This is a genomic window from Pseudomonas sp. GW821-FHT02C04, from assembly GCF_059421845.1.
This window is the reverse complement of the sequence record NZ_JBWKVT010000008.1, coordinates 253,621-273,735: the sequence shown is the minus strand read 5'-3', so window position 1 is coordinate 273,735 and position 20,115 is coordinate 253,621. Positions and strand designations below refer to the sequence as shown.

Below are 20,115 nucleotides of genomic sequence, written 5' to 3'. Positions count from 1 at the left end.
TGTCCTGTAGTTCCACCGGCATTCGCCGGGCAAATTCGAAAAAAGGTGGCACGACAAAGGTAGATGACTGTTGCGCGTCGCCGCGCACCGGGGTTAGCCGGCCTCAGATGTACAGCCATCGGCATTCGTGCCGTCACGCGCACTGACAAGGGTTTGATGAGACGTCTTGGATGTAGTCCCACCGGCATTCAGTGCCCGTGACAAATCAATTGTTCAGCTTCATTCCATACGTTCGATCGCTTCGACCCAGTGCTGCGGGCCGTACCGGCCGGCGGTGAACTGCTCGATCACATCAAACACCGCGTCACTGAAACCGCCGACATTCAGGATGTCGTCGCGATCCGCCGCCGGTGTCGCCCAACCCGGCTGCAGGTCGATGCAGATCAGGCGTGCTTGCGGGTTGAGCCGCTTTATCCGCTCCCATTGCAGCATCGTTTCACTCGCCCCTCGACGTCGCGCATCGATCCAGGATTCGTTGTCCGACACCATGATCAGCGTATCGACTTTGGCCTTGCTGTCCGCCAGCTTCTTCAGCGGCGCCGAACAGCAGGTTCCACCACCGAAAATGCCCGCAAGCTTTTCGGCATTGCTGATGACACTGTCCCGCGGGTTGAGCGTGATATCCACCACGTCGACCTCGAACGGCATCACTCGTGCAGCCGGTTGCTTGCGCAACACCGCTGCCGCGATCAACGCCGCCACATCGATGCAGCGCACCGCCGTGGTCGCGCCCTGCCGGTATCCGGTCAACGGGCTGCCCATCGAGCCGGAGACGTCCGGGCAGACCACCACCGCGCCTTCAAGCTTCGGCACATTGGTCAACGACAGCTCAAGTGCATCTTGCAGCGCCTCGCGTATCGGCGCCGGGACGTCATCACCGATCATTCGATACGCCGTCAGCAACTGGTACGGATACACCCGCGCCTTGGCGACTGCTTCGGGATCCGCCAACCGTGCGGCCACGTATTCGGTGCAACCCGGCACTTCAAAGGCACCTTGGCGCGCCAGGGTGTTGAGGTTGATGCGAAGCCCCTGCCAGCCCATGTTTCGCGCTTGAGCAGCCCACTGTTCTCTGCTCAGGGTTTCGTTGCCGAGCAATTGAAAAGGCACCTCAGGCACCTGATCACTTGCACCACTGCGGAACGCCAGCAGATCGCGGGTCAGTTCCGGCAATGCCTGCACATCCACAGGTTTGCCGATCAGCCAGGCGAAGAATGCTTCGCGCCAGACTTCGGAAGGCTTGGGATGAACCATTTTCACCACATCCGCCAACGAGGGCTGATTACCGATCGACGCTTGCAGCAGTTGCCGCTCGGTCGCGCTGTTCAGCCAGTTCTGCACCAGCCGCTTGGGCTGCGAGCCGAGGGATTTGCGCCCCGTGGCACCACTGCGCAGGATCTGTACGAAGTTGCGCAGCATCTTGCCACTGTCGACGATCCCTCCGAACACCTCCGGTACCAGCACCGAGCGCTGGGCGGTCAGCGCCGCCAACAACAAGGCCGGCATGTCTTTCATATGGCCCTTTTGGCGGGCGTATATTGCGGCGTTGGCCACAAAACGGCTGTCCAGTTCAGCCACCAGCTTCAACACCTGATCCAGCTGGTTTTCAGCCGTTGCGTAAAAGGTCTGGTTCAGACAACCGGTCACTGCCAACTGGGCCAATTGATGCTTGGGCGTATAGGCATAGGCGGCCGCTCCGGAAGCATTCAAGGTGTCGCACGCCGGCAGGTTGTTCGATTGTGTGTTGAAGAGGTTGAAATTGGCCATCGTGGCGTCTCGCTGTGTTGTCCTGTTCGTTGCAAGAGGTATTGCAGCCGCCGTGCCAGCTTTGAAAAAATCATCAGAAAATAATTTAACTATTTGATTTATATAGATATTTATTTTTATCGCGATGATCTCCTAACGTTAAGCACGACAAACCGATTCGCCGAACACTATCATTGAATATCGTCTTTTATCTTTTGAGATAGCCATGCAAAGCAAGCGCACTGTTGCCATCGGTTTTATCGGAGCAACCCTCGATCGCGTGGGCAAAGGTGCCAATCGCTGGAACCACTGGCGCCCGAGCGTGGGCCTGTGCCAGCAGCCGGATGTGTTGATTCATCGACTGGAACTGATTCACGGCACAGACGCCCGAGACGCCAGCCTTGCCGAGCGAGTTCGCGAAGACATTCGCCAGGTATCGCCCGAAACCGAGGTCCGCTTGCACCCGATGGCGCTGCGTAACCCGTGGGATTTCGAAGAGGTTTATGGCGCGCTGCATGACTTCACCACCGAATACACCTTCGATACCGAGCGTGAGAACTATCTGGTCCACATCACCACCGGCACCCATGTGGCGCAAATCTGCTGGTTCCTGCTGACCGAGGCGCGCTACCTGCCGGCACGACTGATCCAGACCTCCCCCGCCCGCCGCAAGAGCGAAGATGAGCCGGCCACCGGCACTCACGCGCTGATCGATCTCGACCTGTCGCGCTACGATCGCATTGCCACTCGCTTTACCAACAAACGCCTCGAAGGCCTGGAGTTTCTTAAATCCGGCATCGCCACACGCAACGCCGCGTTCAACCGAACTATCGAACAGATTGAACGCGTCGCCGTGCGCTCGAAAGCGCCGATGTTGCTGATCGGCCCGACCGGGGCCGGTAAATCCTTCCTGGCCCGACGGATCTACGAACTCAAGCGCGGCCGCCATCAAATGCAAGGACGCTTCGTTGAAGTGAACTGCGCCACTCTACGCGGCGACGGCGCGATGTCAGCCCTGTTCGGCCACGTCAAAGGCGCCTTCACCGGCGCGCAAAATGCCCGCGACGGCCTGTTGCGCGCCGCCGACGGCGGTATGTTGTTTCTTGACGAAATCGGCGAACTGGGCGCAGACGAACAAGCCATGCTGCTCAAGGCCATCGAAGAGAAGCGCTTCTTCCCGCTCGGCTCGGACAAGGAAGTCGACAGTGACTTCCTGATCATTGCCGGCACTCACCGCGACCTGCGCAGTCGCGTTGCCGAGGGCCTGTTCCGGGAAGACCTGTACGCACGAATCAATCTTTGGACATTTGATCTGCCCGGCCTGGCCGGCCGTCGAGAAGACATCGAACCCAACATCGATTTCGAACTCGAGCGCCACGCACGCGAGCACGGTCAGTTAGTACGTTTCAACCTTGAAGCTCGCAGGCGCTATCTGACCTTCGCCAGTTCACGCGAAGCGGCGTGGCTGGGCAACTTTCGCGAACTTTCAGCCTCGATCACACGCATGGCAACACTGGCCGACAGCGGCCGAATTGATGAAGCGCAAGTGCAGGAAGAAATTGATCGACTTCGCTACGCCTGGGGGCTGAAGCAACCGGCAGGTGTGACGGACGATTTGCCGGGAGACGCCGAAGGCATGGACCTGTTTGACCGATTGCAATTGAAGGCCGTACTGGCAGTGTGTAGAGAGTCAGACAGCTTGTCGGATGCCGGCAGACGCTTGTTCGGCGTGTCCCGCCAGGCGAAGGCGCAGCCCAATGATGCGGACCGATTGAGAAAGTATCTGGGACGGTTTGGGATTGAATGGAGCCAGGTGACCGATGCCAAAGAATCAGCCGCAAAGTAAAACAGCAGCGACCGCTGCCGAAATAGAACGCTCTATCCAGACCCTGAACAAAATGGCGGAACGCCTTTGGGGTGACGGACGCGAGGCCGAAGCCAAGGCACTCCTTGACGCGCTGGATGCGTTGAATCGGGCACTCGACAGAATCAGGATTGGAGAAAGTCGCAGGGCTGCGACGCTCCATTAAGATGAACGCCAAGACAGACAACCGGACCTGGGACAATCTACAACAACATGAATCACTTGCGCTCGGAAGATCGGCCGATTTCCTCGCGAGTCGGCATGGTCCAGTCCGAAGCGCGCCGCTCATAAATAGAGTCTTCGCGTTTATGGCCGTCGTAACCGAACATCAGCAAGTACAATCCAAACGCTGTTGCCGCCAAGATCGCTCTGCCAATCGGACTGGCATCTTTAGCTAAACCACCCGGCCCAATGGCTACCCAACCGCCTCGCAGGTAAGCGAAGACGGCCTGCATAAACCAAGCTTGCATTGCCAGAGACAGCCAGAACAGACCCCATTCTCCCGTGTAGCGCACAAAGGCATTTACCAGAGCTCCTGCAACCATCAAGGTTAGTATCAAGTAGCGGAAACGCTTTAGGAAAATCAGGGTGTTGCTCGTGTGCTCCATCCCTTTCATCGCCTCCAGATTAACTATAACGAACTGCCGGCATCATCCGAGTTCCTGATATCGACCGATTCGAGCCGCCCCTGTATCACCAGCCAACAGCACAAGCTGTTGCAGTGACCCAAAGAAAACGTAAAGCCCAGCGGCGTCGTTGAGTACCGTTCGTCCTGACCGAGGAACCGGATCCTATTCCTCGTCTACACCTGTCAGATATGCCTTCAACGCTAATTCAAATATGGGAAATTCGAGCGGCGTCAGGCACTCCATTCGGTGGCATACGAAGCGCCATACGGAACAGCAGTACCTCAAGCTTCGAGTTTCATTTCTCAAGGAATAGAAAATGACGATTAAAAGCAAAGACTGGTACGCATGGCTGAACACAATGCCACCAAAACCTGATGACTTCCATGTAGTTGGCGATGTTGAAGTTGCCAATCCTGGAGTCAAGGCCATCCTTGTCAGACGATCCCCTCAAGGTATTGTCGCGGAAGCACTGATATTGGATTTGCATTTGGCCCAACGACCAGGAAACTGGATTCAACAAATAAGCTGGACACAAGCCAGGTTTGATCAAGTCATAACCCCGAGCTCGCCAAACTACAAAACGGTTGAAATTTTCTACGGAGGGGAACGCATTGCGTTTATTGAGCATATTGGACACGTCTCCTGACTGATTCGCATAGAACCAGTTGAGTCGTAATGCTTAGCCGCGATCGGCTGACCGTCAGGATCAGTCGGTCGCTCTGATTGGCCACTAGCCTCGGCGCTGGGCCTCGGACGCACGGGTGCAGCCAATCGCGCTCAGCTCGGTCGCCTGTCGCCATAGCGGCGCTGCTGATCCAGGTCGGCGAACGGAATGACGTCAGTGTCGTAGTTGTTGGCAGGGTTGTCGTAGCTGACCAGGGCCCGGGTGTACCGGTTTTCGCCGAGGCGCTGCCGTAGGAGAACTTGCCGTCGATGACGCTGGCCCTCGTGAAGACATAATCGAAGTCTTGCGCGCGCGGCATGTCAGCCTGCACCACCAACTGGCCCTGCGCCCAGTACGTCACACACCTTTCATTACTCAGAACAAATTCGGAAGCATCAGCACTGACTTCGATGCCCCGAAAAAATCCCTTATTGATGCGATCGGCAAGTGCCTGAGCCAGTTGGGCTTATCCGCCGATGTTCGCCTGGGTTTTTACGACGACTTTCATTTCGTCAACGAGCGCTTGGGTGAAGCCGAAATCGAGCGCGCCGAGGACAAGATCGAAGCGAAAAAGCGTCTGGCTGTTGAGTACCGTGAGTGGCTGGCCGACACGCTCCGCCTGATCGGCACCGCACAGTCACTCAACGAGTTGGAACAGCTCTACAAATCGGCGATGCACAAGCTGGACTTGCGCAAAACCGATCCAGAGCTCGCAGCCCACAAACTCAAATTCACCCCCGCCAAGGAAGCCTGCAAAGCAGACCTTGAAGACGCTATGGAAGGTGCAGCATGACTGACCTCTACAAACGGAATGAGCAGATAGCTGCACTCGCGGCCTTGGCTATCCAAGACACCATGGATGGCATCAAGGGTGAGTTCGAAGTGAAGGCCGACAACGTCGTCATGCTGCGCCGCAACATCGAAGGTGACATCGACGCCACCGACAAGGAGGTCGACCGCCTGAACGAGCTCAAACGCATCAAGAAAAAAACCGTGGGCCAGCTCAGTGATTACCTTCGCCGAAACATGGAGGCCGCAGACATCAAGTCGATCAAGCGGCCACTGTTCACCATCACTCTCGCCCTTTCGCCTGAGAAGGTCATTGTCGACAACGAACAAGCCGTGCCCGATGAGTTTGTCTCGTTGAAGAGCGTGATTACACCTGACAAAAAAATCATCGCCGTCCGGCTCAAGGAAATCCGCGATCACAACGATGAGATCGCCGCCGCGATAGCCGAATTCTGGAAGCGCCCCGGCAGCGCCTTCAAGGAATTGCCGACGGCTCGGATGAAGCCCAAGCCTTCGCGGCGGGATTGGGCAACCCCTGAAACTGTCCTCAAGCGGCCCTCGAAGCCAATATCTGCGGTTGAACGAAAGGCACTACGCAAGATGGCGGACTCGCTATGAAGTCGAATCAGGGAGTAAGCGAGGCGGTTGATTAAAGTGAAACTTGTTAGTTCCAAGCTCTACGTACAGATCCTCCTTGAAAAAACTCACTTACAACACTGCAAACATAGAATTTTTTATTAAGAAAATCCACATCCCACTTTCTCATCAATGCCCTGGCCACTTTACCCTCAAAGAAAAGAAATGTGGACAGCGCAATCCGCTCATCTGGAAGCATAGTATCCCTAAGGATCCCCATATAGCTCCGACGAATGGAAACACTTAACTTCGCCCTATCAACCAGCTTCATTACTCTGACAGCACGAAGCATAAACCCAATATATGTATCATTATCCAACAAAGCGGTACTGTGTTTTTTTGCGAGTCTGTACTGAGTGAATGGATGAAGCCCATCAAATTCTGCTACTTTTTCCAGCAAATCGTCAGCGCATTTAGTAACAACGGTTATACCCGCCACCTCTCCATCCACCCTTAAATGGGTTTCACAGTACTTCTCGAGCCTATCAACCAGCTGAAAGAACGTATTCTCAAATTTCTCCATCTCAAGTATCTTCTGCTGAGCCCCCATAAATTTAGTAGTTTTCTTAGCCTCGATTGTTTGTATTAAAGTCGTTCGCAAAAGAACTAAAAGCGCCAAAAAGCTCAAGGCCGGATTGAGAAGTCCGCCAATAAAGTCGCCAATCTGACCTATATTATTATTCAAATGCAGTTCAATATTATACAGTAATGCAAATACCGAAACGACTACAACCCCCACTGTCAGCGCCAGCCATATCACAAATATATTATTCAGAGGCTGCACGTCATCACTACTTCCCACCTCCTTCTTAAAGCACACCACCCGATACAAAGAAATCGCACTAAATCCAATAAAAAAAACAATAAGTATCACCAGTGTAAATTGCTTCATCTCATCTCCATAAATAAAAACTCTCGCGTCAATGACGACGCAATATTCTCATTCAAGTGAAATCAATTTGCCACTATTTCGTATCCACAGATCGAGAGCGGCGCATAATCGCCATAGGTCAGTGCTTACGACATACCCGGCAGGACTTGCCGGCCAGCGGAGTTGAAGAGGTAGGCCATGGCCAAGAGCAACGCGGAACGCTCAGAGAAAGCCGCGGCGAAGAAGAAATCAGGCTCCACTGCTTGCCTGGTACGCACCAAGCCCTAGCGGAATCGAGGAACAGGGCGAGGCGATCACGCTGATGATTCACCTTCTGCACGGCCTTGGCCCCAGCGGCGCCCTCCCCCTGCTCACCCCGCCGCGACACGAATACGTGATAAACGAAAACGTGTTGCGGAAATTGAAACAGGCTTTCGACCGAGAAGAGCTTCGCATCGGTCGCGACGACTAAGCCAACAGTTGCTGTTTGAGGTTTTGGGCGTTCACGTCATGGTTCTGAACGTAGACCTCTGAAACCCACCCTTTCGTGATGTTGCGGTATTGGCAACCGCCCATCATGTAGCCGTCCGACCACGTCATTTGATCGCCAAGCTCAATTTCGTGCGATGAAAGCATTTCGATGATCGTATATCCGTTCTGCTCTTCCACCCATACGCCGACCATTCCCCGGCGTGGGTTAATGGCACGAACAACGCCGTGTATTTGCATCGCCAGCTCTCCTTGATCCGACCCCATGCCGGGCCGAATACGAATACCCCACTTCTACAAATCACGCCAGCCGGCGAGGCAGGCGTGCACATGGAACTCAATATGACCATCACCGCACCGGTCAGCCGTTACCCCGGTGCCAAATTCCGGCTTGCGCCGTGGGTGCTGCAGCACTTCCCGCCACACACCTGTTATCGAAATCGCATGCTTTTCTTAATACGAGTGTAGGCATCCGAGTAAATGCCAAGCCAACCCTCATAGCCAGACACGTCATAAGCTATTCGGAAATCCGCACTCGCATCAGATTCGACGGGATCCCAAGTTTTCAAGAAGTCATCACCAGAAGCAATCAAAACATCTGGTTGCTGGTACCCCTCAAATTGGCTTCCAGTTATGTCGATCCACAGCTCACCAAGCGCAAGCCACGCATGACTACCTAGCTCACCGCGATCCCCACCTGCATCTCCTTCAATCATTCGTGAGCCTGGAAAACCATTGTCAGCGAGGTGGGCCGCGAGAAGTCTCGATACGTCTTTGCAAGCGCCTTTTGGAAATCTCGGTGTGAGTTCCAAGCCCTCGGGGAACCCTACAAGACACTCTCTTGCAACGGCAACTCTGAAAGCGGTTACCAATTCGAAAAGCATCACTCGCTCCATTTTCACACTCTCTCAACTCAATAAATAACTATAGCGACGAGGATCCCCTATGTCCGCACAACAGAAGAAACACCCCTTCGATTTCAAAACTCAATACGGACTCGGCTTCAGCACTCAGGACGATGAGATCGTTGTCGACTTCTTCTGCGGTGGCGGTGGCGGTGGCGCCGGGACTGGACTGGACTGGACTGGACTGGAGATGGGCTTGGGCCACGCGGTGAATGTCGCGAAGAACCACAGCGCCGCGGCGATCAGCATGCACACCGTGAACCACCCTCGCGCCGTGCACTACACCACCGATGTATTCGACGGTGATCCGGACACCGAGTGCGGTGGGAAGGCCGTGGGCAGGTTCCACATTTCGCCGGACTGCACGCACCACAGTCAAGCCGCCGCCGGTCAGCCGCGCAAGCGTGAGATCTGGAACCTGTCATGGATCGGTCTGAAGTGGGCCAGCAAGAAAAAGCCTCGGGTCATCCGCTTGGAGAACGTGAAACAGATCCTCCAGTCGGGGCCTCTGATCGCCAAGCGCTGCAAGACCACCGGCCGGGTGGTGAAACTGGGCGGCGGAGTTGCTGAGCCTGGCGAAGTTGTACCGGTCAGCCAGCAGTTTCTGGTTCCAGATCCAGCACGCCGCGGTCAGACCTGGACCGTGTTCGTCGCCCAGCTGCAGCGTCTGGGTTAAGCCGTTGAATGGCGAGTAATCAAGGCCTGCGACTTAGGAGCGCCAACCAGCAGGGAGCGCATATTCATGATCGCCCGCTGCGATGGTCAGCCGATTGTGTGGCCTGAGCCAACGCATGCGAGGAATCCAGCGAAGGGCCAGAAGAAGTGGCGCACCGCCGCCGAGTGCAACGACTGGAGCATCCCGAGCAAAAGCATTTTCGATCGGGCAAAGTCGCTGGCACCCACAACCCTGCGCCGGATCGCCAAGGGAATGAAGAAGTTCGTCATCGATGCCGCCGACCCGTTCATAGTGCCGATCGCGAACTGGTCCGGCGAAAGCGTGCAGTCTGCAAACGAGTCGCTGCGCGCCGTGACGTCCTGGCCGCGCGGCGGATCGTTCGCCATGGCCAGCCCAATCATCGCGCCAGCAACCCATCAGGGGAGCGACAGAATCAACGACCCTCACGCCTCGGTGCCGACGATCACTTGCGCGAATCGCGGCGAGCTGACGCTCATAAGCCCGGTGATGGTTGGTGCTGGTGGACCTGCATACAGCGGCAAACCGGCGTCAGCCGATCAGCCAGTCGGCACGCTGATGACCCAGAACCACCAAGCACTCGCAGCGGCGCACTTGGTGAAGTTCCGGTTCTCGGATGAAGGCAAGGCACTCGACGAGCCGCTGCCGACCATCACCAGCGGCGGCAATTACCAGCGCCCGGCCGGCGCCGCCCACGCCATGGGCATCTCCACGGTGTTCATGGCCCAGATGAATGGTGGCTTCAACACCACGGCCGCCAAGAGCATCGAGGACCCGATGACAACGGTGACCAACACGGCAGCCAGCAGCAACTGGTGACCGCGAACTCGGTGTACCTGCGCGCGCAGCCGATCCGCTGCAGAACATCATCGCCAGCGGCACTCACCACGGCCTAGTCACCGCATTCATGGAGCGTCAGTTCGGCGCCAGCGTGGGCCAAGGCGTGGACGAACCAGCGCCAACCATCACCGCCGGCGGTGGCGGCAAGAGCTCGCTGGTCGAGCTGCAGCTCTCGCCAGAAGTTGTATCCGGTGCACTGCGGGGCGCGGCATTCCTGATCAGCTACTACGGCACCGAGAACATGAGCGCCGCCGACGCGCCAGCGCCAACCATCACCACCAAGGATCGGCTGGGCCTGGTAACCGTCAAGGGCACGCCGTACGTGATCGTCGACATCTGCCTGTGGATGCTGCAACCGGCTGAGCAGCAAAAGGCCCAAGGCTTCCCCGCCGACTACATCATCAACCGCGACGCCGACGGCAAGCCATTCACGAAGACCCAGCAGGCGCACATGTGCGGCAACAGCGTCAGCCCGCCACCGATGGCAGCTCTGGCAAGGGCGAACAACACATGGCGCACTGCCGAATGCCAAACGAAAGCTGCGTAGTACCGCTATCAATCGCTCGCGCAATGAATCGCAATCTGGCAACTTTAAGAATTACTTCTGCCCCAACACTGCAATAGTGTCCGTCCAAAGCCCTGCACCATCTTCTGCATGTGACGTTTCATGACCGACATGTAGTAAAACCCACGCATGCTTCAAAAGGTAATGGTTTACCACCGCAGCAAAATCCTCGCTGGCATCTAGCTGCTCAGAGCAGACAGAGCAGTTTTGAACTAGTCCAGTGCTGACTTTTACCACTTTTGATATTTCTGGATATTCCAACGAATGAATCATTTTCTCCACTCCGTTGATCAAAAACCTAACTCTAGCTGATCCCTAACTTCCATCCACCACCCGGGCATGTCCCGGCATAGGACGCCCCATGCCCAAAGAAAACAAAAATGTCGAATTAATAAGCCGCTATTTTGTGGGCAAGCCGCTTTCAAAAAAAACGTTCACTATTCGTCCATCATCATCCACCAAAAATGAAACTCGCCCCGGCTCATATCCCTGTGGTTGCTTGTCACCTTTATGGACAATCCTAACTTTCCGGCCTAACAAATCCTTGATCGCAGCAGGCGCTCCAGGTTTCGATGCTGGCCAAGGTGTGTAGTCGTCTCCGTCATTTTGTAAGGTTGTCGGCCAAGGCCACGGAACATCACCACCGCCGGTTCCACCCTTCTTGCTCATACATACCTCCTGCCCAAGCTAATACCAGACTTTAACGAATAGCCCAATTCAAGCAATCGCGCCAATAAGACTGCCCAACCCCAACAACCTCCCCTACCATCAAAGTCAGCTGCTATAGCGGCAAGGACGAAGTCATGCCTGAAGAAAAATTGATTGGCCCGTAGAAGTCGGGCGAGACGCGGACGGGTATTGGTTTCACCCCAACATCCCGGATTTTGATGAAGACACTGAAGCCTGGAAGACATGGCTCGAAGCCCAAGGTCTGTGGGTGGTCCGCTGGCACATGGACGCAGACCTTGAATCACACCCCTACTGGGATGAAGAAGCCTGCAACTGCCTCGGATGGGGACCAGAAGCGCCGCTGGTGTACGACTGGCTCCTGCTCTGAATTTTCGATACTGAAGACGGCCCCTATGTGCAGTGGGCGGCTCGCGAGGTGACGCCATGATCTTCCTGATTCCTACACTGCTTCCCGTTCTCGCTGGAGGTGCCCCGCTCTACATGGCCTAGCTCATCTACAAGGGGCCATGGCGATGAAATCAGGAGCATTTTACCTTCGCGAAGCCGGCGACCATCAGTACCAGACCTGGAATCCATAGGCCCGGCGCAGTAATCGCAAGGCCGCAGATTGTCAGCGGCAACCCGGTTAAGAACATCGGATTTTGAAATGCCTTTTTCATCGTCCCCTCTCCTTAAGAATTCATCTCATTTAACCACAAAGCCCACAGGTTTAAGCGGGCGGCATACCCCATCACCACCTTCTGCCGCCACCGGCGGCGTGGAGCATCCCATGAAAAAAGAGCAGATCAAGATCAGTGAGTTCCAGCGCCGTCGCTGGGGCGAGAACGGCACGCTCAGAGGCAATTCCAGACCTCAATATCAGAGAAATCACCGGGAAGTTTTGCGCAGGCACAAAAAAGCCGATCTAACTGATCGGCTTAATTGTCTGATTTTACTCAGGAATTATGGTCGGGACGGAGTGATTCGAACACTCGACCCCTAGCACCCCATGCTAGTGCGCTACCGGACTGCGCTACGCCCCGACTAGGCGTGAAACTCGCTCTCCATCTCGAAGAACGCTCAAGAATATATCGCAAGCTTTTGAAAACTGGAAGTATTTAAAAGCAGGAAATTATTTCTTGAGAACCACCAGAACATCTTCGAGCTCGGCGATCATCTGACGGATCATTTGCTTGTATTGGGTTGTGTCGTCTTTGGCCTCATCACCGGACAGCCGCAGGCGCGCGCCGCCGATGGTGAACCCTTGATCGTAAAGGAGCGCGCGGATCTGCCGGATCATCAGCACGTCCTGGCGCTGATAATACCGGCGGTTTCCGCGGCGTTTGACGGGGTTGAGCTGAGGAAACTCCTGCTCCCAGTAGCGCAGCACATGTGGTTTTACCGCACACAGCTCGCTGACTTCACCGATGGTGAAGTAGCGTTTGCCCGGGATGACGGGTAGTTCGTCGTTATGACTTGGTTCCAGCATAAGCCTCAACTCGGGCTTTCAACTTCTGCCCTGGACGAAAGGTGACCACACGGCGAGCCGTGATCGGGATTTCTTCCCCCGTTTTCGGGTTGCGGCCAGGCCGCTGGCGTTTGTCCCGAAGGTCGAAATTGCCGAAACCCGACAATTTGACCTGCTCGTTGTCTTCAAGAGCGTGCCTGATTTCCTCGAAAAACAGTTCTACCAATTCCTTGGCTTCCCGCTTGTTCAGGCCCAGCTCTTCATACAGACGTTCCGCCATCTCAGCTTTCGTCAAAGCCCCCATACGTCACTTCCTTAACGTGGCGTTCAACCTTTGTTCGAGCGAGGTGAGGATATTTTGCGTCGTCGAATTCACCTCATCGTCATTAAGAGTGCGCGATGGATGCTGCCAGGTCAAGCCGACTGCGAGGCTTTTTCTATCAGGATCAATACCTTTACCCTGATACACGTCAAATAGCCTGAGGTCTGTCAGCCATTCGCCTGCATTTTCACGGATTACGTCCAGTACAGCCGAGGCCGCAACGTCTTTGTGCGCAATCAGTGCAAGGTCACGACGTACTTCAGGAAAGCGCGACAACTCGTGGAATTTAGGCATTTTGCCCAACGCCACTTTAGCCAGAACCAGCTCGAAAACGAAGACCGGACGGTCGAGACCGAGGGATTTCGAAAGCTCAGGGTGAATCGCACCGATAAAGCCAACTTCACGCCCTTCACGCTCGATGCGCGCGGTTTGACCCGGGTGCAGCGCCGGGTGCTTGCCCGGAGTGAAGGTGAACGAATCCAGCGCACCGGCAAAACCCAGCACCGCTTCCACGTCGGCCTTGACGTCGAAGAAGTCCACGGTATCGCGACCTTGCGCCCAGCCTTCCGGCAAACGGCTACCGCAGACAACACCAGCCAGCATCGGCTCTTGCTTCAGGCCTTCCATCTGACCGACGAAGCGCAGACCGCTCTCGAACAGACGGACGCGATCCTGCTGACGATTGAGGTTGTGCTGCAGCGCCTTGACCAGACCCGGCCACAGCGACGAACGCATCGCAGCCATGTCGTTGGAGATCGGGTTCGCCAACAGCAGTGGTTCAACACCCGGATTGAACAGCTCAAACTGTTTTGGATCGATGAAGCTGTAAGTGATCGCTTCCTGATAACCACGAGCAACCAGCAGACGACGCAGCTCAGGCAGATCGCTACGCGCTTCAGCCTTGGCTTGCGGCGCCAGACGAGCTTGCGGATAACGAACTGGCAAACGGTTGTAACCGTACAGACGCGCCAGCTCTTCGATCAGATCGACTTCCAGGCTGATATCGAAGCGATGGCTCGGCACTTCTACGCGCCACTGCCCTGCCCCTTCGGCGGAAACTTTCAGACCCAAAGCGTTGAGCAGACGCTCGACTTCGGCCGAATCCATTTCCATGCCCAGCATCTGGGTGATCCGCTGAGCGCGCAGAGTGATCGGCGCGATCGATGGCAAGTGCTGCTCGCTGACGGTCTCGATGATCGGACCCGCTTCACCACCGGTGATTTCCAGCAGCAGACCTGTGGCGCGCTCCATGGCTTCACGGGCCAGTTGCCAGTCCACGCCACGCTCGTAGCGGTGCGAAGCATCAGTGTGCAGGCCGTAGGAGCGAGCCTTGCCCGCCACAGCGATCTGATCGAAGAATGCACTTTCGAGGAACACGTCACGAGTGGTCGCGGACACGCCGCTGTGCTCGCCACCCATCACACCGGCAATCGCCAGAGCGCGAGTGTGGTCGGCGATTACCAGCGTATCGCTACGCAGGCTGACTTCCTGACCGTCGAGCAATACCAGCTTCTCGCCTTCTTCAGCCATGCGCACACGAATGCCGCCGTTGATTTCAGCGAGGTCGAATGCGTGCAGCGGTTGACCCAGCTCAAGCATCACGTAGTTGGTGATGTCGACCGCAGCGTCAATGCTACGCACTTCGGCGCGACGCAGACGCTCAACCATCCACAGCGGCGTCGGCTTGGACAGGTCAACGTTGCGGATGACACGACCCAGGTAACGCGGGCACGCGGCAGGCGCCAGCACTTCGACCGAGCGCACTTCGTCGTGCACGGCAGGAACCGTGAGAACCACGGGACGAGTGACCGGAGCGTCGTACAACGCACCGACTTCACGAGCCAGACCGGCCAGGGACAGGCAGTCGCCGCGGTTCGGGGTCAGGTCGACCTCGATGCTGGCGTCTTCCAGCTCCAGATAAACGCGGAAATCTTCGCCCACCGGTGCATCGGCCGGCAGCTCCATCAGACCGTCGTTGCCTTCACCGACCTGCAGCTCGGTTTGCGAGCACAGCATGCCGTTGGACTCGACGCCGCGCAGCTTGGCTTTCTTGATTTTGAAGTCGCCCGGCAGCTCGGCACCGATCATCGCGAACGGAATCTTCAGGCCCGGACGCACGTTTGGCGCACCGCACACGACCTGGAAAGTTTCCGTGCCATTGCTGACCTGGCACACACGCAGCTTGTCGGCGTCAGGATGCTGCTCGGTACTCAGTACCTCGCCCACCACCACGCCACTGAAAGCACCGGCGGCCGGCGTAACGCTATCGACCTCAAGACCGGCCATCGACAGACGAGCAACCAGCTCGTCGCGATTTACCTGCGGGCTAACCCAGCCACGCAGCCATTGTTCACTGAATTTCATCCTGCTCTCCTAAGAATTCGTTACGACTAGCGAAATTGCGCAAGGAACCGCAAGTCGTTGTCGAAGAACAGACGCAAGTCGTTCACGCCGTAACGCAGCATGGCCAGACGCTCGACGCCCATGCCGAAGGCAAAGCCCGAGAACTCTTCCGGATCGATCCCGGACATGCGCAGCACGTTCGGATGAACCATGCCGCAGCCCATCACTTCCAGCCAGCCGGTCTGCTTGCAGACGCGGCAGCCTTTACCGCTGCACATCACGCATTCCATGTCGACTTCAGCGGATGGCTCGGTGAACGGGAAGTAGGAAGGACGGAAACGCACCGCCAGTTCCTTTTCGAAGAACACCCGAAGGAACTCTTCGATAGTCCCTTTCAGGTCGGCGAAATTGATGTCGCGATCGACCAACAGGCCTTCGACCTGGTGGAACATCGGCGAGTGGGTGATATCGGAGTCGCTGCGATACACACGGCCTGGGCAGACGATGCGGATCGGCGGCTGTTGCGATTCCATGGTGCGGACCTGTACCGGCGAGGTATGGGTGCGCAACAGCATGTTCGCATTGAAATAGAAGGTGTCGTGCATCGACCGGGCCGGGTGATGGCCTGGGATGTTGAGCGCCTCGAAGTTGTGATAATCGTCTTCGACCTCAGGGCCTTCGGCAATGCCGTAGCCGATGTGGGTGAAGAACTGTTCGATACGTTCCAGAGTCCGGGTTACCGGATGCAGACCACCGGAGGTCTGACCACGGCCCGGCAGGGTTACGTCAATGGACTCGGCGGACAGTTTGGCAGCCAGTTCGGCTTCCTCAAACAGAGCCATGCGCGCATTGAGAACGCCTGTGACACGCTCCTTGGCAACGTTGATCAGGGCGCCGACTTGCGGACGCTCCTCTGCCGGCAAATTCCCCAGGGTCTTCATCACCTGAGTCAATTCACCCTTTTTGCCAAGGTATTGAACCCGGATTTGCTCCAGGGCATTGATATCTTCAGCGCTTTGCACAGCCTCTAGTGCTTGAGAGACCAGCGCATCCAGGTTTTCCATGTACAGACTCCAGATACAAAATAGGGGAAGAGCTTGAAGGCTCTTCCCCTATTTATGACGTTTACCACCTGACCCCACAGAGGTGGGGCCGGGTGACTGTCGGGGGTACTTAAGCCAAGGTGGCTTTAGCTTTCTCGACAATCGCGGCAAACACCGCTTTTTCGTTCACTGCCAGATCAGCCAGAACCTTACGGTCGATCTCGATGGACGCTTTTTTCAGGCCAGCGATGAAACGGCTGTAGGACAGACCGTTAACACGAGCACCAGCGTTGATACGAGCGATCCACAGAGCGCGGAACTGACGTTTTTTCTGACGACGGTCACGGTAGGCGTATTGGCCTGCCTTGATTACCGCTTGCTTGGCAACACGGAATACGCGCGAACGTGCACCGTAGTAGCCTTTAGCAAGTTTCAGAATTTTTTTGTGACGCTTACGGGCAATGACGCCACGCTTTACACGAGCCATGAGTTACTTCCTCTATTCTTGACTAAAATTAACGAAGGCGCAGCATGCGCTCGACTTTTGCCACGTCAGACGGATGCAGCAAGCTGCTACCGCGCAGTTGACGCTTACGCTTGGTCGACATTTTAGTCAGGATGTGGCTCTTGAAAGCGTGCTTGTGCTTGATACCGTTAGCAGTTTTCAGAAACCGCTTAGCAGCACCACTTTTCGTTTTCATCTTTGGCATGTTCGGATACTCCGCATTCAGTTGATAAACATAATCAGAAGGCCTGCCGTGCCCTGTTGATTACTTCTTCTTTTTCGGGGCGATGACCATGATCAGCTGGCGTCCTTCCATCTTAGGATGCTGTTCGACCGAACCGTACTCGAGCAGGTCAGCTTCAACCCGCTTGAGGAGTTCCATCCCCAGCTCCTGGTGGGCCATCTCACGGCCGCGGAATCGCAAGGATACCTTGGCCCTGTCCCCGTCACTCAGGAAACGTACCAGGTTGCGCAGTTTTACCTGGTAATCCCCTTCCTCCGTCCCTGGACGAAACTTGATTTCTTTTACCTGAATCTGCTTCTGGTTCTTCTTCGCCGCAGCAATCTGCTTCTTCTTTTCGAAGATCGATTTGCCGTAGTCCATCACACGGCAAACCGGTGGGACTGCGTCTGCAGAGATTTCTACCAGATCAAGCTTTGCTTCTTCAGCAATACGAAGCGCTTCATCAATCGAGACGATGCCAATCTGCTCGCCATCAGCGCCAATTAACCGAACCTCGCGTGCCGAGATATTCTCGTTGATCGGGGCTTTCGGTGCAGCTCGTTTATCTTGTCTCATTTCACGCTTAATAATAATTACTCCGAATCTGGGCGACCACGCCGGGAAACCGCTTGCGCGAGAAACTCAGCGAACTGGGCGACGGGCATCGAGCCCAGGTCAGCACCTTCACGAGTACGCACAGCGACAGTCTGCATCTCGACTTCCTTATCCCCAATAACCAAGAGATATGGAACCTTGAGCAAAGTATGCTCGCGGATTTTAAAGCCGATCTTTTCATTTCTCAAGTCAGACTTGGCACGAAACCCGCTTTCGTTGAGAGTTTTTTCGACCTGAGCAACAAAATCTGCCTGTTTATCAGTGATATTCATGATCACTGCCTGGGTTGGCGCCAGCCACGCAGGGAATGCACCTTCGTAGTGCTCGATCAGAATCCCGACGAAACGCTCGAACGAACCGAGGATCGCACGGTGCAACATGACCGGATGCTTGCGGCTGTTGTCTTCGGAGACGTATTCGGCACCAAGACGCACTGGCAGGTTGAAATCGAGCTGCAAAGTACCACATTGCCACACGCGACCGAGGCAATCTTTCAGCGAGAATTCGATCTTCGGACCATAGAAAGCGCCCTCGCCCGGCTGCAGATCGTACGGAAGGCCCGCACTATCAAGGGCCGCGGCCAAAGCAGCTTCGGCGCGATCCCACAGCTCGTCGGAGCCAACACGTTTTTCCGGACGAGTGGACAGTTTCATCTCGACGTCGGTGAAGCCGAAGTCGCGGTAAACATCCATGGTCAGCTTGATGAACGCGGCGGATTCGGCCTGCATCTGCTCTTCGGTGCAGAAAATGTGGGCGTCGTCCTGGGTAAATGCACGTACGCGCATGATGCCGTGCAGCGCACCCGACGGCTCGTTACGGTGGCAGGCACCGAACTCGGCCAGACGCATCGGCAGTTCGCGGTAGCTCTTCAGCCCCTGGTTGAACACCTGCACGTGGCAAGGGCAGTTCATTGGCTTGATCGCGTAGTCGCGGCTTTCCGACTCAGTGGTGAACATGTTGTCGGCGTAGTTGGCCCAGTGCCCGGACTTTTCCCACAGGCTACGGTCAACGACTTGCGGCGTCTTGATCTCGAGATAGCCGTTGTCGCGTTGCACCTTGCGCATGTACTGCTCGAGCACCTGGTACAGAGTCCAGCCATTCGGGTGCCAGAACACCATGCCCGGCGCTTCTTCTTGGGTGTGGAACAGGCCCAGACGCTTGCCGATCTTGCGGTGATCGCGCTTTTCAGCTTCTTCGATTCGCTGGATGTAGGCAGCCAGCTGCTTCTTGTCAGCCCAAGCGGTGCCGTAAACGCGCTGCAATTGCTCGTTCTTGGCATCACCGCGCCAGTAGGCGCCGGACAGCTTGGTCAACTTGAAGGATTTCAGGAAGCGGGTGTTCGGCACGTGCGGACCGCGGCACATGTCGACGTATTCTTCGTGATAGTACAGGCCCATGGCCTGCTCGTTCGGCATGTCCTCGACCAGGCGCAGCTTGTAGTCTTCGCCGCGAGCCTTGAACACTTCGATCACTTCGGCACGCGGAGTGACTTTCTTGATGACGTCGTAATCGGTATCGATCAGCTGCTGCATGCGCTGTTCGATGGCCGCCATGTCGTCCGGCGTAAAAGGACGCTCGAAGGCGATGTCGTAATAGAAGCCTTCGTCAATGACCGGACCGATGACCATTTTGGCCGTCGGGTACAACTGCTTGACCGCATGGCCAACCAGGTGGGCGCAAGAGTGGCGAATGATCTCCAGCCCCTCTTCATCCTTTGGCGTGATGATTTGCAGCGTTGCGTCGCTGTCGATGATGTCGCAGGCGTCGACCAGCTTGCCGTTGACCTTGCCGGCCAGGGTGGCCTTGGCCAGGCCTGCACCGATAGAGGCGGCGACCTCGGCTACGGAAACCGGGTGATCGAATGAACGTTGACTGCCGTCGGGAAGAGTAATAGTTGGCATGGCGCCTCCTCTCCTAGTGGTGACCCCTACCAAAGGTCACGTGGGTTGGGATGAGCCAGTACAAGATCCGATCCAGGCCATTCAATGACGAACGCCTGCCTTACAGCGGCAGGAGCCTTGCGGCCAACCGGAAAACCGAACCAGAGTGACTGGGATTCAAATCAGAGTATTCGTACGTCGCCGCTTCCGGGACTGAAGGTCATCCGGAGCCTGCGAACGCCCGAGTCGGGCATCCTAGCACAGATGAACGGTCACAGAGGCGAACGAATTGAGCCAGCCCCCGATTGCTCATTTTAACGGTGCGCGGTGAACTTGAGATGTACGGCTAACCTCA

General features: G+C 56.1%; 22 protein-coding genes, 1 tRNA gene and 3 pseudogenes. 8 read left to right on the top strand and 18 right to left on the bottom strand.

Annotated elements, in window-relative coordinates; genetic code table 11:
- Window positions 1-219: 219 nt before the first annotated feature.
- Window positions 220-1,767 carry a vWA domain-containing protein gene (locus AC07VV_RS25535; RefSeq protein ID WP_495037817.1) on the bottom strand — a complete coding sequence of 516 codons (1,548 nt, stop codon included), beginning with the start codon at window positions 1,765-1,767 and terminating at the stop codon, window positions 220-222.
- Window positions 1,768-1,972: 205 nt separating this feature from the next.
- Here AC07VV_RS25535 and rtcR point away from each other — a divergent pair, with 205 nt between their 5' ends.
- Both rtcR and AC07VV_RS25525 read left to right on the top strand, forming a co-directional pair.
- Window positions 1,973-3,592, top strand: coding sequence for an RNA repair transcriptional activator RtcR (gene rtcR, locus AC07VV_RS25530; protein ID WP_495037816.1), 1,620 nt, complete (start codon window positions 1,973-1,975; stop codon window positions 3,590-3,592).
- Entirely contained in the window at window positions 3,567-3,776 is a 210-nt protein-coding gene (locus AC07VV_RS25525; protein WP_096821281.1) for a hypothetical protein, read from the top strand. The genes rtcR and AC07VV_RS25525 overlap by 26 nt, the downstream gene beginning before the upstream one ends.
- 52 nt (window positions 3,777-3,828) lie before the next feature.
- On the opposite strand, the gene AC07VV_RS25520 is transcribed toward AC07VV_RS25525, so the two are convergent.
- Window positions 3,829-4,218 (bottom strand): hypothetical protein, encoded by a 390-nt coding sequence (locus tag AC07VV_RS25520; protein ID WP_495037815.1) that lies wholly within the window; start codon window positions 4,216-4,218, stop codon window positions 3,829-3,831.
- A gap of 337 nt (window positions 4,219-4,555) precedes the next feature.
- Here AC07VV_RS25520 and AC07VV_RS25515 point away from each other — a divergent pair, with 337 nt between their 5' ends.
- Window positions 4,556-4,885: a hypothetical protein gene (locus AC07VV_RS25515; RefSeq protein ID WP_495037814.1), complete on the top strand. Its 330-nt coding sequence runs from the start codon at window positions 4,556-4,558 to the stop codon at window positions 4,883-4,885.
- A gap of 87 nt (window positions 4,886-4,972) precedes the next feature.
- Here the strand turns inward: AC07VV_RS25515 and AC07VV_RS25510 are convergent.
- Window positions 4,973-5,270, bottom strand: a pseudogene (locus AC07VV_RS25510) (phage tail protein); the annotation flags it as partial.
- Here AC07VV_RS25510 and AC07VV_RS25505 point away from each other — a divergent pair.
- Together AC07VV_RS25505 and AC07VV_RS25500 are read left to right on the top strand one after the other, a co-directional pair.
- Window positions 5,208-5,696 (top strand): hypothetical protein, encoded by a 489-nt coding sequence (locus tag AC07VV_RS25505; protein ID WP_495037813.1) that lies wholly within the window; start codon window positions 5,208-5,210, stop codon window positions 5,694-5,696. The pseudogene AC07VV_RS25510 and the gene AC07VV_RS25505 overlap by 63 nt on opposite strands.
- Complete coding sequence (locus tag AC07VV_RS25500) at window positions 5,693-6,310, top strand: siphovirus Gp157 family protein (RefSeq protein WP_495037812.1); 618 nt, start codon at window positions 5,693-5,695, stop codon at window positions 6,308-6,310. The genes AC07VV_RS25505 and AC07VV_RS25500 overlap by 4 nt, the downstream gene beginning before the upstream one ends.
- 46 nt (window positions 6,311-6,356) lie before the next feature.
- On the opposite strand, the gene AC07VV_RS25495 is transcribed toward AC07VV_RS25500, so the two are convergent.
- A complete protein-coding gene (locus AC07VV_RS25495; protein ID WP_495037811.1) occupies window positions 6,357-7,220 on the bottom strand; it encodes a hypothetical protein in 864 nt (287 codons plus the stop codon).
- 146 nt (window positions 7,221-7,366) lie between these two features.
- Here AC07VV_RS25495 and AC07VV_RS25490 point away from each other — a divergent pair.
- Window positions 7,367-7,671 (top strand): annotated as a pseudogene (locus AC07VV_RS25490) (hypothetical protein).
- On the opposite strand, the gene AC07VV_RS25485 reads toward AC07VV_RS25490, so the two are convergent.
- The gene (locus AC07VV_RS25485) at window positions 7,668-7,928 is read right to left on the bottom strand and encodes a hypothetical protein (protein WP_495037810.1); all 261 of its coding nucleotides are present in this window, start codon (window positions 7,926-7,928) and stop codon (window positions 7,668-7,670) included. The pseudogene AC07VV_RS25490 and the gene AC07VV_RS25485 sit on opposite strands and share 4 nt — an antisense overlap.
- A gap of 191 nt (window positions 7,929-8,119) precedes the next feature.
- Window positions 8,120-8,572: a hypothetical protein gene (locus AC07VV_RS25480; protein WP_495037809.1), complete on the bottom strand. Its 453-nt coding sequence runs from the start codon at window positions 8,570-8,572 to the stop codon at window positions 8,120-8,122.
- A gap of 61 nt (window positions 8,573-8,633) precedes the next feature.
- Between AC07VV_RS25480 and AC07VV_RS25475 the strand changes: the two are divergent.
- Window positions 8,634-10,674, top strand: a pseudogene (locus AC07VV_RS25475) (DNA cytosine methyltransferase).
- A gap of 51 nt (window positions 10,675-10,725) precedes the next feature.
- Here AC07VV_RS25475 and AC07VV_RS25470 read toward each other — a convergent pair.
- The 3 genes from AC07VV_RS25470 to AC07VV_RS25460 form a co-directional block, all read right to left on the bottom strand.
- The gene (locus AC07VV_RS25470; RefSeq protein ID WP_495037808.1) at window positions 10,726-10,965 is read right to left on the bottom strand and encodes a hypothetical protein; all 240 of its coding nucleotides are present in this window, start codon (window positions 10,963-10,965) and stop codon (window positions 10,726-10,728) included.
- 126 nt (window positions 10,966-11,091) lie between these two features.
- On the bottom strand, window positions 11,092-11,361 hold the full coding sequence (locus tag AC07VV_RS25465; RefSeq protein WP_495037807.1) for a hypothetical protein: 270 nt from the start codon (window positions 11,359-11,361) through the stop codon (window positions 11,092-11,094).
- Between the two features lie 539 nt (window positions 11,362-11,900).
- The gene (locus AC07VV_RS25460; protein ID WP_495037806.1) at window positions 11,901-12,041 is read right to left on the bottom strand and encodes a hypothetical protein; all 141 of its coding nucleotides are present in this window, start codon (window positions 12,039-12,041) and stop codon (window positions 11,901-11,903) included.
- A 110-nt stretch (window positions 12,042-12,151) separates the two neighbouring features.
- On the opposite strand from AC07VV_RS25460, the gene AC07VV_RS25455 reads away from it, so the two are divergent.
- The gene (locus AC07VV_RS25455; RefSeq protein ID WP_495037805.1) at window positions 12,152-12,364 is read left to right on the top strand and encodes a hypothetical protein; all 213 of its coding nucleotides are present in this window, start codon (window positions 12,152-12,154) and stop codon (window positions 12,362-12,364) included.
- On the opposite strand, the gene AC07VV_RS25450 is transcribed toward AC07VV_RS25455, so the two are convergent.
- The 9 genes from AC07VV_RS25450 to thrS form a co-directional block, all read right to left on the bottom strand.
- A tRNA-Pro gene (locus AC07VV_RS25450) sits at window positions 12,328-12,404 on the bottom strand. The two genes, AC07VV_RS25455 and AC07VV_RS25450, sit on opposite strands and share 37 nt — an antisense overlap.
- An 89-nt stretch (window positions 12,405-12,493) precedes the next feature.
- Window positions 12,494-12,850: a MerR family transcriptional regulator gene (locus AC07VV_RS25445; protein ID WP_003179985.1), complete on the bottom strand. Its 357-nt coding sequence runs from the start codon at window positions 12,848-12,850 to the stop codon at window positions 12,494-12,496.
- Window positions 12,831-13,133: an integration host factor subunit alpha gene (gene ihfA, locus AC07VV_RS25440; protein ID WP_002553164.1), complete on the bottom strand. Its 303-nt coding sequence runs from the start codon at window positions 13,131-13,133 to the stop codon at window positions 12,831-12,833. Before ihfA ends, AC07VV_RS25445 begins: the two co-directional genes overlap by 20 nt.
- Window positions 13,134-13,136: 3 nt before the next feature.
- Window positions 13,137-15,515, bottom strand: a complete 2,379-nt coding sequence (gene pheT, locus AC07VV_RS25435; protein WP_495037804.1) for a phenylalanine--tRNA ligase subunit beta — start codon at window positions 15,513-15,515, stop codon at window positions 13,137-13,139.
- Window positions 15,516-15,541: 26 nt separating this feature from the next.
- Entirely contained in the window at window positions 15,542-16,558 is a 1,017-nt protein-coding gene (gene pheS / locus AC07VV_RS25430; RefSeq protein ID WP_085732504.1) for a phenylalanine--tRNA ligase subunit alpha, read from the bottom strand.
- A gap of 109 nt (window positions 16,559-16,667) precedes the next feature.
- On the bottom strand, window positions 16,668-17,024 hold the full coding sequence (gene rplT / locus AC07VV_RS25425) for a 50S ribosomal protein L20 (RefSeq protein WP_007913489.1): 357 nt from the start codon (window positions 17,022-17,024) through the stop codon (window positions 16,668-16,670).
- Window positions 17,025-17,052: 28 nt separating this feature from the next.
- Window positions 17,053-17,247: a 50S ribosomal protein L35 gene (rpmI, locus tag AC07VV_RS25420; RefSeq protein ID WP_002553160.1), complete on the bottom strand. Its 195-nt coding sequence runs from the start codon at window positions 17,245-17,247 to the stop codon at window positions 17,053-17,055.
- 60 nt (window positions 17,248-17,307) lie between these two features.
- Window positions 17,308-17,859, bottom strand: a complete 552-nt coding sequence (gene infC / locus AC07VV_RS25415; protein ID WP_170929410.1) for a translation initiation factor IF-3 — start codon at window positions 17,857-17,859, stop codon at window positions 17,308-17,310.
- Window positions 17,859-19,781, bottom strand: a complete 1,923-nt coding sequence (thrS, locus tag AC07VV_RS25410) for a threonine--tRNA ligase (RefSeq protein ID WP_096821278.1) — start codon at window positions 19,779-19,781, stop codon at window positions 17,859-17,861. Before thrS ends, infC begins: the two co-directional genes overlap by 1 nt.
- Window positions 19,782-20,115: the final 334 nt, after the last annotated feature.